Source organism: Xanthobacter cornucopiae (genome assembly GCF_043195065.2).
Lineage (GTDB): Bacteria > Pseudomonadota > Alphaproteobacteria > Rhizobiales > Xanthobacteraceae > Xanthobacter.
This window is the reverse complement of record NZ_CM195531.1, coordinates 613449-625988: the sequence shown is the minus strand read 5'-3', so window position 1 is coordinate 625988 and position 12540 is coordinate 613449. Positions and strand designations below refer to the sequence as shown.

General features: G+C 69.4%; 11 protein-coding genes. 10 read left to right on the top strand and 1 reads right to left on the bottom strand.

Translation table 11 applies throughout. From position 1 onward, the window contains the following. Window positions 1-261 precede the first annotated feature (261 nt). The 10 genes from V5F53_RS02750 to serA all read left to right on the top strand — a co-directional run bounded on the left by V5F53_RS02750 (window position 262) and on the right by serA (window position 11330). Complete coding sequence (locus tag V5F53_RS02750; RefSeq protein WP_393996940.1) at window positions 262-756, top strand: metallopeptidase family protein; 495 nt, start codon at window positions 262-264, stop codon at window positions 754-756. Between the two features lie 61 nt (window positions 757-817). Then, complete coding sequence (locus V5F53_RS02745; protein ID WP_393996939.1) at window positions 818-1372, top strand: cytochrome b; 555 nt, start codon at window positions 818-820, stop codon at window positions 1370-1372. Between the two features lie 93 nt (window positions 1373-1465). Continuing rightward, window positions 1466-2071, top strand: a complete 606-nt coding sequence (leuD, locus tag V5F53_RS02740) for a 3-isopropylmalate dehydratase small subunit (RefSeq protein WP_393996938.1) — start codon at window positions 1466-1468, stop codon at window positions 2069-2071. A 240-nt stretch (window positions 2072-2311) separates the two neighbouring features. Then, window positions 2312-4261: a cation:proton antiporter domain-containing protein gene (locus V5F53_RS02735; RefSeq protein ID WP_393996937.1), complete on the top strand. Its 1950-nt coding sequence runs from the start codon at window positions 2312-2314 to the stop codon at window positions 4259-4261. A gap of 82 nt (window positions 4262-4343) precedes the next feature. Then, complete coding sequence (locus tag V5F53_RS02730) at window positions 4344-5321, top strand: metal ABC transporter substrate-binding protein (RefSeq protein ID WP_393996936.1); 978 nt, start codon at window positions 4344-4346, stop codon at window positions 5319-5321. Further along, window positions 5318-6226 (top strand): manganese/iron ABC transporter ATP-binding protein, encoded by a 909-nt coding sequence (locus V5F53_RS02725; protein ID WP_393996935.1) that lies wholly within the window; start codon window positions 5318-5320, stop codon window positions 6224-6226. Before V5F53_RS02730 ends, V5F53_RS02725 begins: the two co-directional genes overlap by 4 nt. Next, window positions 6226-7092, top strand: coding sequence for a metal ABC transporter permease (locus V5F53_RS02720; protein ID WP_393996934.1), 867 nt, complete (start codon window positions 6226-6228; stop codon window positions 7090-7092). Before V5F53_RS02725 ends, V5F53_RS02720 begins: the two co-directional genes overlap by 1 nt. Beyond that, window positions 7089-7940: a metal ABC transporter permease gene (locus V5F53_RS02715; protein WP_393996933.1), complete on the top strand. Its 852-nt coding sequence runs from the start codon at window positions 7089-7091 to the stop codon at window positions 7938-7940. Before V5F53_RS02720 ends, V5F53_RS02715 begins: the two co-directional genes overlap by 4 nt. Window positions 7941-8134: 194 nt before the next feature. Continuing rightward, the gene (locus tag V5F53_RS02710; protein WP_393996932.1) at window positions 8135-9310 is read left to right on the top strand and encodes a phosphoserine transaminase; all 1176 of its coding nucleotides are present in this window, start codon (window positions 8135-8137) and stop codon (window positions 9308-9310) included. Window positions 9311-9743: 433 nt separating this feature from the next. Further along, window positions 9744-11330, top strand: coding sequence for a phosphoglycerate dehydrogenase (gene serA / locus V5F53_RS02705; RefSeq protein WP_393996931.1), 1587 nt, complete (start codon window positions 9744-9746; stop codon window positions 11328-11330). 18 nt (window positions 11331-11348) lie between these two features. Here the strand turns inward: serA and V5F53_RS02700 are convergent, their stop codons facing one another. Next, window positions 11349-12308, bottom strand: coding sequence for a DMT family transporter (locus tag V5F53_RS02700; protein WP_393996930.1), 960 nt, complete (start codon window positions 12306-12308; stop codon window positions 11349-11351). Window positions 12309-12540 lie beyond the last annotated feature (232 nt).

The following is a 12540-nucleotide window of genomic DNA, read 5'->3' as shown; positions in this document are numbered from 1 at the left end:
TGCGAAGCATGGTTGCACTCCTGATCGCTGTCTGCAGGGGTGAACGATGCAGACGATTAAGAGTTCCTTAACCAGTCGCGACTGAACGCTTTCTGAACGGCGGCGTTCGCACCGTGTCGGGGAAGATCACCGCGCCGGGCGCAAAGATGTGCAGCGCAAACATCTTGAGGCTCAGCACTGCAGTGCACACAGCCGATCCGAAAGCCGGATCGCGACACGCGGCGGGGAGGCTTGCGCCCTCTGCGCGCCAGGGAGCAGGACATGTCCGCCAACGCCAAATCCAAGTCGAAGACGGGCGCCACATCCCACGCGGCAGCGGCGGCGAGCGCGTCGGCGAGCGCCGGCGGCGGGCCGGACTGGCACCACCTGCTCGCCCCCGGGCTCGCCGCATTCGAGGACCTGTCGCAGGCCGCCTTCGCCCGGCTGCCGGAGGACTTCCGCAGGCGCTGCGCCGACGTGGTGATCGCCGTGGAGGACTTTCCCACCGACGAGGTGCTTGACGCGCTGGAGGCGGAGACCCCGTTCGACCTGCTCGGCCTGTTCCAGGGCGTGGGCCAGGCGCAGGGCGGGGCGCTGGCCCAGACCGGGCAGATGCCCAACATGGTCTTTCTCTATCGCCGGCCGATCCTGGACTACTGGGCCGAGAACGAGGAGACCCTGGGTGACATCGTCACCCATGTGCTGGTGCACGAAATCGGCCACCACTTCGGCCTGTCGGACGACGACATGGCCGAGGTGGAAGCGGACGCGGAGTGACCACCGTGCTGGACCACCCCGGGACACGGGATTAGAACTTTTCCAAACACTGGAGCCTCCCATGTCCGTCGACCCGTCCCTCACCCGTTATCCGCCCACGGCGCGCGCCCTGCACTGGCTGACCGCGCTGGCGGTGCTCGTCATCTATGGCGTCACCTACCTGGAGGCGTTCTTCGCGCGCGGCACGCCGGCGCGCGGCTGGATCTGGTGGACCCACATCTCGGTGGGGCTGCTGCTGCTCGTGATCCTTGCGCTGCGCATTCCCAACCGCATTTTCGGGCGCATGCCGGCGCCCTCGCGCCAGCTCAGCCGGCCGGTGGTGATCGCCTCCGAGGCGGCGCACGGGCTTTTGTATCTGCTGGTGATCGTGACGCCGCTGGTGGGCATCTATCTCGCGTTCCTGCGCGGCGACGCGGTCACCTTCTTTTCCCTCTTCACCATTCCCTCGCCGCTGCCGGTGGACCGCACGTTCGCCCGCACCGTGCAGGGGGTGCACGAATGGCTGGCGAACGGGCTCGTCATCGTCGCTCTGGCACATGCGGCGGCAGCCATCGGACACCACGTGATTCTCAAGGATGACGTGCTGAAGCGGATGCTGCCCGATCGCGGCAGCTGACGCCCGCACACGGACTGGCGCTCGCGCGGGTGGCGGGGCATCCTGCCGCCCGCCGGGGGCGAAGGCTTAAATCAGGGAAGGTTCACAAGGTCCATGGAGAAGTTCACCGTCCTCGAAGGCGTCGCGGCGCCGCTGAAGCTGGTCAATGTCGACACCGACATGATCATTCCCAAGCAGTATCTGAAGACGATCAAGCGCACCGGGCTCGGCACCGGCCTGTTCTCCGAGATGCGCTACATGGAGGACGGCACGGAGAACCCCGACTTCGTCCTCAACCAGCCGGCCTACCGCAAGGCCAAGGTGCTGGTGGCCGGCGACAATTTCGGCTGCGGCTCGTCGCGGGAGCACGCCCCGTGGGCGCTGCTCGACTTCGGCATCCGCTGCGTGATCTCCACGTCGTTTGCCGACATCTTCTATAACAACTGCTTCAAGAACGGCATCCTGCCGGTGGTCGTCTCCCAGGGCGACCTCGACAAGCTGTTCGAGGACGCCGAGCGCGGCGCCAACGCCACCCTCACCGTAGACCTCGCCGCCCAGGAGATCCGCGGCCCCGACGGTGGCACCGTGCGGTTCGAAATCGACCCGTTCCGCAAGCGCTGCCTGCTGGAAGGCCTCGACGACATCGGCCTGACGCTGGAAAAGGCGCCCGCCATCGCCGCCTACGAGACCGCCAAGGCCGGCGAGCAGCCCTGGCTGTGACCGGCTCCGCGACGCGGCACGATGTTGAAAAGGGCACCCCGGCGGGTGCCCTTTTGCTTGAGGGCGAGCCCCATGGGCGCACGGGTCGTCGCGACATTTCCGCGCCGCGGCAAATATGCGGGAAAAGCCGGCTCCGCCTTCGGTTCCCCTTAATCCGAGGGCATGCCTGCACAGCGGCATGACCGCGCGACGCCGCGCACATGCTCCTCCCCCTGACCGCCCCTGCCCCGGAGGTGACGCTTGCCCCACGATACGCCGCTGATCGCGACCCTCGTCGGGGCATTCGTCCTCGCCTTTGCCTTCGGCGCGGTGGCGCAGCGGCTGCGGCTCTCGCCGCTGGTGGGCTATCTTCTGGCCGGCGTCATGGCCGGCCCCTTCACCCCCGGCTTCGTGGCCGACCAGCATATCGCCGTGGAGCTGGCGGAGGTGGGCATCATCCTGCTCATGTTCGGCGTCGGCCTCCACTTCTCCCTCAGCGACCTGCTGTCGGTGAAGGCCATCGCGGTGCCGGGCGCGGTGCTGCAGATCGCGGTCGCGACCCTGATGGGCATGGGCCTTGCCCACCTGCTGGGCTGGGGCATCGGCGGCGGCATCGTGTTCGGGCTGGCGCTGTCGGTGGCGAGCACGGTGGTGCTGCTGCGGGCGCTGCAGGAACGACGCATGATCGAGAGCGAGCAAGGCCGGATCGCGGTGGGCTGGCTCATCGTCGAGGACCTCGCCATGGTGCTGGCGCTGGTGCTGCTGCCCGCCCTGTCCGAGGCGCTGGGCGGCAAGCCGGTGGAAGCGGGCGCGGCGGCGGCCTGGTTCGGGCCCATGGACGTGTGGACCTCCATCGCCGTCACCCTGGCCAAGGTGGTGGCCTTCGTCGCCTTCATGCTGGTGATCGGCCGCCGGGTCATCCCCTTCCTCATGCATTGGGTGGCGCACATCGGCTCGCGCGAGCTGTTCCGGCTCGCGGTGCTGGCCATCGCCCTGGGCGTCGCCTTCGGCTCGGCCAAGCTGTTCGGGGTGTCGTTTGCCCTCGGTGCCTTCTTCGCCGGCATGGTGCTGAGCGAATCGCCCCTCTCCCACCGGGCGGCCGAAGAAACGCTGCCACTGCGCGATGCCTTCGCGGTGCTGTTCTTCGTGTCCGTGGGCATGCTGGTGGACCCCTCCATCCTCATCACCAGCCCGCTGCCGCTGCTGGCCACCCTGGCGGTGGTGCTGGTGGGCAAGTCGGCCGCGGCCTATCTGCTGGTGCGGATGTTCGGCTATGCCAAGTTCACCGCCCTCACCATCTCCGCCTCGCTGGCGCAGATTGGCGAGTTCTCCTTCATCCTGGTGGCGCTGGGCGTGAGCCTGGGCCTGCTGCCGAAGGCCGGCAGCGACCTGATCCTCGCCACCGCCATCCTCTCCATTCTCGCCAACCCCTTCTTCTTCCTCATTCTCGACCGCTTCCGCACCCGCAAGATGGGGCAGGAGATGGTCAAGGCCACCACGAAGGCCGCAGCCAGGGGCAAGGCGCCGGAGCCGGCGGCCGAAGCCCCCGCCGACGCGCCACCGACAGAGCGGATGCAGGCGGAGCCGGAGCCCCTCGAGCGCACCACGCTCGAGCACCACACCATCCTCGTCGGCTATGGCCGGGTGGGGCAACTGGTGGCGGACGGGTTGAAAGCGGCCGGGCTGCCGCTGCTGGTGATCGAGGACCAGGAAGACCGGGTGGAGGCGCTGCGCGCCGGCGGCTTCGAGGTGGTCTATGCCAACGCCGCCTCTCCCGCCGCCATCGCCGCCGCCAACGTGGCCGGGGCAAAGCGGCTGATCCTGGCCATTCCCAATGGCTTCGAGGCCAGCCGGGTGCTGCGCAAGGCGCGGGCGATCAATCCGGGCATCGACATCATGGCCCGGGCCCATTCGGACGAGGAAGTGGACCGCCTGCGCCTGAGCGGCGCTAATTACATCATCATGGGCGAGCGGGAAGTGGCGCGCGGCTTGCTTGGACATGTCCTCACCGGCGGCGAGGACGACGCCGCGGCATCGCCCAGCCCCCTGGTGCCGGCGGAGCGGGAGAACAGGGCCGGCGAGGCGCGCGCGGCCACGCCCCAGGATGCGCCGCTGGAGCCTGCGGACGGTCCCCCCGCGCGCTCGGCGACCGGCGCCGGACCCGCCGATGCGGGCTTGGCTGCGTCCCGCGTACCGGCTACGATCGCATAATGATCTTTAATGCGATTAATTTGCAATTGCATATCGTGCGGATTATGCTCCGGTCATGGATGGGGAGCGTGAGGAGAGAGCCATGTCGGAGCGTAGGGCGCGCCGGTCTTTTCTAGGCGCGGCGGTCGCCGGAGTGCTGGCTTTTTCGTTTTCCGGCTCGTGCGCCCAAGCGGCGGACAACGCGGCGGGCAACGCGGCGGACAAGTTCAAGGCGGTGACCACCTTCACCGTCATCGCCGACATGGCCCGCAACGTGGCCGGGGACGCGGCCATCGTGGAATCCATCACCAAGCCCGGGGCCGAGATTCACAATTACCAGCCGACCCCGGGCGACATCCTGAAGGCGCAGGATGCCCAGTTGATCCTGTGGAACGGGCTGAACCTGGAACTGTGGTTCGAGAAGTTCTTCCAGCGCCTGAAGGGCGTGCCGGGCGTGGTGGTGTCGGACGGCGTGGAGCCCATGAGCATCGGCGAGGGGCCCTACAAGGGCAAGCCCAACCCCCACGCCTGGATGTCGCCCCAGGCGGCCCTGGTCTATGTGGACAACATCCGCGACGCCTTCGCCAAACATGATCCGGCCCATGCCGAGACCTACAAGGCCAATGCCGAGGCCTATAAGGCGCGGATCACCGCTGCCATCGCCCCAGCCCGCGCCGCCTTCGATGCGATTCCGGCGGAGCGGCGCTGGCTGGTGACGAGCGAGGGCGCCTTCAGCTATCTGGCCCGCGACTTCGGCCTGAAGACCTTGTACCTGTGGCCCATCAATGCCGACCAGCAGGGCACGCCGCAGCAGGTGCGGCGGGTGATCGACGCCATGCGCGCCAACCAGATCGGCGTCATCTTTTCCGAGAGCACCATTTCCCCCAAGCCGGCCGAGCAGGTGGCGCGGGAGACCGGCGCCCGCTATGGCGGCGTGCTCTATGTGGATTCCTTGAGCGATCCCGGCGGCCCGGTGCCCACCTATCTCGACCTTTTGACGGCCACCACCGGCACCATCGCCGCCGGCCTGGCCGAAAGCCTTGCCTCCGCACAGACCGCCCCTGAAGGGTCCGCCCGATGAACGCGCCGCTTCCCGCCGCACAGACCTCCCCCGAGATCGCCGCGCCGGGCGGCGGCCTCAGCGTCCGGCATGTCACCGTCACCTATCGCAACGGCAATACCGCCCTGCGGGATGCCAGCTTCGACATTCCGGTAGGCACCATCACCGCCCTGGTGGGGGTCAATGGCTCCGGCAAGTCCACGCTGTTCAAGACCATCATGGGCTTCCTCACCGCCGCACGGGGCGAGGTGCGCATTCTCGGCCTGTCGGTGCGCGAGGCGCTGAAGCGCAACATCGTCGCCTATGTGCCGCAATCGGAGGAGGTGGACTGGAACTTCCCGGTCCTGGTGGAAGACGTGGTGATGATGGGCCGCTATGGCCACATGGGCCTGATGCGCATTCCCCGCGCCCGCGACCATGCGGCGGTCGAGGCGGCGCTGGCGCGGGTGAACCTCGCCGCGTTCCGCACGCGGCAGATCGGCGAACTGTCGGGCGGGCAGAAGAAGCGGGTGTTCCTGGCCCGGGCCCTGGCCCAGGACGCCCGGGTGATCCTGCTCGACGAGCCCTTCACCGGCGTGGACGTGAAGACCGAGGATGCCATCATCGCCCTGCTGAAGGCGCTGCGCGACGAGGGCCGGGTGATGCTGGTGTCCACCCATAACCTGGGCTCGGTGCCGGAGTTCTGCGACCGCACGGTGCTGGTGAAAGGCACGGTGCTGGCCGCCGGCCCCACCGACGAGATCTTCACCCAGGCCAACCTGGAAAAGGCGTTCGGCGGCGTGCTGCGGCATTTCGTGCTGGACGAGGGCCACGCCACCGCCCCCGGCACCGTCGGCGTGCTCACCGACGACGAGCGCCCGCTGGTGCTGTTCAAGGACCGGCCCGCCGCCTCCGGCGCGGCCGGCGCCTCGGAGGGGATCGGCTGATGTCGGTGCTGCTGGAGCCGTTCGCTTATTCCTACATGACCAATGCCATGTGGGTGAGCGCCCTGGTGGGGGCGGTGTGCGCCTTCCTGTCCGCGTTCCTGATGCTGAAGGGCTGGTCGCTGATCGGCGACGCGCTTTCCCACGCCATCGTGCCGGGGGTGGCCGGGGCCTTCATGCTGGGGCTGCCGTTCTCCGTGGGCGCGTTCTTTTCCGGCGCGCTGGCGGCGGGGGCCATGCTGTTCCTCAACGAGCGCACCAAGCTGAAGGAGGATGCGGTGATCGGCCTCATCTTCACCTCCTTCTTCGGGCTGGGCCTGTTCATGGTGTCGCTGTCGCCCACCTCTGTGAACATCCAGACCATCGTGCTCGGCAACATCCTCGCCATCTCGCCGGAAGACACGCTGCAACTGGCGCTCATCGGCTTCATCTCGCTGGCGTTGCTGCTGGTGTTCTGGAAGGACCTCATGGTAACCTTCTTCGATGAGAGCCACGCCCGCTCCATCGGCCTGCGCACCACCGCGCTCAAGGTGATGTTCTTCACCCTGCTGGCCGCCTGCACCGTGGCGGCGCTGCAGACGGTGGGCGCCTTCCTGGTCATCGCCATGGTGGTGACGCCGGGCGCCACCGCCTACCTGCTCACCGATCGGTTTCCCCGCCTGATCGCCATCTCGGTGGCCATCGGCATGCTCACCAGCGCCATCGGCGCCTACGTGTCCTATTTCCTCGACGGCGCCACCGGCGGCATCATCGTGGTGGCGCAAACCCTGATCTTTCTCATCGCCTTCGTGCTCGCCCCCAGGCACGGCCTGCTGGCCGCCCGCCGCCAGGCCGCCGCGGCGTTGAAGCGCCTGCCGGAGGCGGGATGATGGGCCTGCTCGCAACCCTCGCCCAGCCGTTCCAGTTCGACTTCCTGGTGAGCGCGCTGGTGATCTCGGTGCTGGTGGCGGTGCCCATGGCGCTGTTGTCCTGCTTCCTGGTGCTGCGCGGCTGGTCGCTCATGGGCGACGCGGTCTCCCACGCGGTGCTGCCGGGGGTGGTGCTGGCCTATATGGCCGGCCTGCCGCTGGCCATCGGCGCGTTCGTGGCCGGCATGGGCTGCGCGCTCGCCACCGGCTACCTCAAGGAGAACAGCCGCATCAAGGAAGACACGGTGATGGGGGTGGTGTTCTCCGGCATGTTCGGCCTGGGCCTGGTGCTCTACACCAAGATTCAGTCCGACGTGCATCTCGACCACATCCTGTTCGGCGACATGCTGGGGGTGGGGCCCGCCGACATCCTGGAAACCGGGCTCATCGCCGCCCTGGTCACCGGCGTCATCGTGGTGCGCTGGCGCGACCTGCTGCTTCATGCGTTCGATCCCGCCCAGGCCAAGGCCATGGGCCTGTCGGTGAAGCTGCTGCATTACGGGCTGCTGGTGCTGCTCTCGCTCACCGTGGTGGGGGCGCTCAAGGCGGTGGGCATCATCCTGGCGGTGGCGTTGCTCATCGCGCCCGGCGCCATCGCCTTCCTGGTGGCCCGGCGGTTCGGGCAGATGCTGTGCATCGCGGTGGCGGTCTCGGCGGGCTGCGCGGTCCTCGGCGTCTACGCCTCCTTCTTCCTCGACAGTGCCCCCGCCCCCACCATCGTGCTGCTGATGACGGCCGTGTTCATCGCCGCCTTCATCGGCGTGCGGCTGAAGGCGCGGCGGGCCGCGCGGATGGCGCCGACGATGTGAGGCCCCGGCCCCGCAGCACCGGCGCGGGCCGGCCTGGCGCCGTGAACGAAGGGCCGGCCCCGGTCCGGATCGCCCCGGCTCGACCGGCGCCGGGTGACGCCATCTTGTCCTTGACGCCCCCTCCGCGGCGGGCGTAACGCCTGCGGTGGGCCACCTCCCCCCAACGGGAGGCGATCATCTGGAAGGATGGCGACATGACCGCGAATCCCGCTCCTGCCACGCGGCCGGACAATCCCAATTTCTCGTCCGGCCCCTGCGCCAAGCGTCCCGGCTGGACGCTGGAGGCGCTGGCCGACGCCCCGCTCGGCCGCTCGCATCGCGCCAAGGTGGGCAAGGTCAAGCTCAAGGAAGCCATCGACCTCACCCGCGACGTGCTTGAGGTGCCGGCGGATTATCGCATCGGCATCGTGCCCGCCTCCGACACCGGAGCGGTGGAGCTGGCGCTGTGGTCGCTGCTGGGCGCCCGGCCTGTGGACATGCTGGCCTGGGAATCCTTCGGCGAAGGCTGGATCACGGACGTGACCAAGCAACTGCGCCTGGCCAACGCCCGGGCGCTGACCGCCGATTACGGCGCCCTGCCCGACCTCGCCCAGGTGGATTTCACCCACGACGTGGTCTTCACCTGGAATGGCACCACCTCCGGCGTGATGGTGCCCGATGCCGAATGGATTCCGGCCGACCGCGCAGGCCTCACCATCTGCGACGCCACCTCGGCGGCGTTTGCCCAGCGGCTGGACTTCCGCAAGCTCGACGTGGTCACCTTCTCCTGGCAAAAGGTGCTCGGCGGCGAGGGGGGCCACGGCATCCTCATCCTCTCCCCGCGCGCGGTGGAGCGGCTGGAAACGTACACGCCGGCCTGGCCGCTGCCGAAGATCTTCCGCCTCACCAAGGGCGGCAAGCTGATCGAGGGCATCTTCGAGGGCGAAACCATCAACACCCCCTCCATGCTGTGCGTGGAAGACTATATCGACGCCCTGAAGTGGGCGCGCAACATCGGCGGCCTTTCGGCCCTGCAGGCGCGCTCCAACCGCAATTTCGAGGCCATCGCCCAGTGGGTGGCGGTGACGCCCTGGGTGGACTTCCTGGCGAAGGACCCGGTGAGCCGTTCCAACACCTCGGTGTGCCTGCGGGTGGTCGACCCGGACGTGACGGCGCTGCCGGCGGCGGCCCAGGCGGCGTTCGCCAAGGCCATTTCCTCGGGGCTGGAGAAGGGCGGCATCGCCTATGACATCGGCTCCTATCGCGACGCGCCGCCCGGCCTGCGCATCTGGTGCGGCGCCACCGTGGAGCGCTCCGACGTGGCGGCCCTGACCCATTGGCTGGACTGGGCCTTCACCGAGGCCAAGGCAGCGTTGCCCCAGGCGGCGTGAGCCCGTCCGCCCGCCGGCCGCGCCTGAAGGCGGGCCGGCGGGCGCAACCGGCGCCCCGAAGGTCCCGCGCGCCAAGGACCGCACCTTCAGGGTCGCGGCGCCAAGATCGCGCCTGCGGGATCGCGCCTGCGGGATCGGGCCTGCGGGATCCCGCACACCGGGATCGCGCCCCCGGGGCCGCCATCGGGCGGTCGCGAAGCGGGCAGTTCCCAGCGTCGCGCGCCCCGGCCAGCGCCAGGGGACGCAAGGCATGGCGGCCGTCCGGCCCCCTGGCCGGAAGCCCCTCACGCGAACCCCTTTGGCGCGAACCTTCGGCCCGAACCCCTTGGCGCCCCCCCCCCGGGGCCCCTTGACGCGGGGCCTTCCCACCGCGCCCGGGCGGGTCGTGGCCTTGCGAACGGGCGCGGTGGCGCTCCTCACCGGAGTTCATCCCATGGCCCCCCGCGTTCTCATCTCCGACCCCCTCTCGCCCGCCGCCGTGCAGGTGTTCGCGGATCGCGGCATTGCGGTGGACGTCCAGCCCGACCTCGGCCGCGACAAGGAGCGCCTGGCGCAGGTCATCGGCCAATATGACGGCCTCGCCATCCGATCCGGTACCCGGGTGACGGCGAAGATCCTGGCGCGGGCCGACCGGCTGCGGGTGATCGGCCGCGCCGGCATCGGCGTGGACAATGTGGACCTGCCGGCGGCCACCGCCCGGGGCGTGATCGTGATGAACACGCCGTTCGGCAATTCCATCACCACCGCCGAGCATGCCATCGCCCTGATGTTCGCCCTGGCCCGCCAGATTCCGGCGGCCGACGCCTCCACCCAGGCCGGCCGATGGGAAAAGAACCGCTTCATGGGGGTGGAGCTGACCGGCAAGACCCTCGGCATCATCGGCTGCGGCACCATCGGGTCCCTGGTGGCCGAGCGGGCGCTGGGGCTCCGGATGCGGGCCATCGCCTTCGATCCCTTCCTGTCGGTGGAGCGGGCGCTGGCCCTCGGCGTGGAGAAAGTGGAGCTGGACGAGCTGTTGGCCCGCGCCGACTTCATCTCCCTGCACACGCCGATCACCGAAAAGACCCGCAACATCCTCTCGGCGGAGGCCATCGCCCGCGCCAGGCCCGGGGTGCGCATCATCAATTGCGCCCGCGGCGGACTGCTGGACGAGGCGGCGCTGGCCGCCGCTCTCGATCGCGGCCACGTGGCGGGCGCGGCGCTGGACGTGTTCGTGGAGGAGCCGGCGCGGCGCAATCCGCTGTTCGGCCGCGACACGGTGGTGTGCACCCCCCACCTCGGCGCCGCCACCCGCGAGGCCCAGGAGAACGTGGCGCTGCAGGTGGCCGCCCAGATGAGCGATTACCTGCTCGACGGCGCCATCGCCAACGCCCTCAACTTCCCCTCCATCACCGCGGAGGAGGCGCCGCGCCTCGCGCCCTTCGTCGCCCTGGCGGAAAAGCTGGGCGCCTTCGCCGGCCAGCTCACCGACACCGACATCAAGACCGTCACCGTCACCTACGAGGGTGCCGTCGCGGCGCTGAAAGTGAAGGCCTTGACCGCCGCCGCCGTCGCCGGCCTGCTGCGGCCCATGCTGGCCGAGGTCAATGCCGTCTCCGCGCCGGCCATCGCCAAGGCCCGCGGCGTGGTGGTGGAGGAAACCACCCGCGCCGCCGCCGGCGACTATGACAGCCTCGTCACCCTGACGGTGGTGACCGACCGGGATGAGCGCACGCTGTCCGGCACGGTGTTCGCCGACGGGCAGCCGCGGATTGTGGCGGTCCGGGGCATCAAGCTGGACGCGGCCTTCGCCCCGTCCATGATCTATGCCGCCAGTGCCGACACGCCCGGCTTCATCGGCCAGTTCGCGGGGATGCTCGGGGAGGCAGGCGTCAATATCGCCACTTTCGCCCTCGGCCGCGACCATCGCGGCGGCCGCGCCATCGCCCTGGCGGCGGTGGATGGCCCCGTGCCGGCGCCGGTGCTGGCGCGGCTCCAGGCGCTGCCGCAGGTGCGGCAGCTGAAGAGCCTGAGCTTTTGACCCGCGCGCGGCCCCGCCTCAGCGTTGGCCGCGATCCGCCGCGCCGCCCGCCGCGTCCGCCGCCCGGCGGGCGTTGCGAGCGGAGAGGGTGGCCAGCACGATGCCGCAGATGACGAGCGCATAGCCGCCGAGATGAAACCAGGCCACCGCCTCGCCCAGGAAGACGATGGCAAGGCCGGTGCCGAACACCGGCATCAGGTGCAGGAACGGCGCGGCGGCATTGGCGCCGATCAGTTCCACCGCCCGGTTGAAGAACAGGTAGGCCACCAGCGAGGGGCCGACCATCACATAGGCCAGGGCGAGCAGGGATTGCGCGTCGAACACCAGCACATGGCCGGTGAGCGCCTCCCACAGCCCGAACGGCACCAGCAGCACCGCCCCCAGCGCCATGATGACGGTGAGGAACGACAATTGCCCCAGCGGCGGACGGGTGCGCAGGATCGCCGCGTAGAAGGCGTAGATCAGCAGCGCCACCACGATCCAAACGTCGCCGATGTTCGGCTTGAGGTGGATCAGCGTGTCCATGTCGCCGCGGCTGATGATGAGCAGCACCCCGCACAGGGAGGTGAGGATGCCTGCCGCCTGGCCGAGGCTGAGGCGGTCGCGGAACAAGGCGAAGCTCCACACGCCCACCAGCAGCGGCGCCATGGATTGCAGCAGCAGGCCGTTCAAGGCCTCGGTGTACTGCAGGGCGTAATAGCTCATGGCGTTGAAGCAGGAGATGCCGGTCGCCGCCAGCAGCAGCAGCGACCAGAAATGGGCGCGAATCACCGGCAGGTCGCGCATCACCTGGGCATGGGAGAAGGGCAGGATCAGCAGCGTCGCCCCCACCCAGCGCACCAGCGCCAGGGTGAGCGGCGGCACATGGCCGGCCACATAGCGCCCCACCACGAAATTGCCCGCCCACAGCAGGGCGGTGAGGCAGAGCAGGAGATAGGGCGCGTCGAACAGGCGACGCAGGGGGAGTTGAGCCGACATAGTTCCTCCCGATGCCGGCGGCGCCTCGGCGCGCGCCGCCGTGCGGCCCTTGAGACGGGTCCGCATTCATTGCAGACCTGATCGGCCAATCCGGTATGCAGTTCAAGGACCGGGGGCGGCCCGCCGCTCTGCGGACAGCGCATGGCGGCCGCGCTCCATTGGCGGCGCGGGCGTTCCGCGTCCGCCCGGCCCGCGATAAGGTCCGCCCCCAAGGCGCGCTCCCCGACGGCGG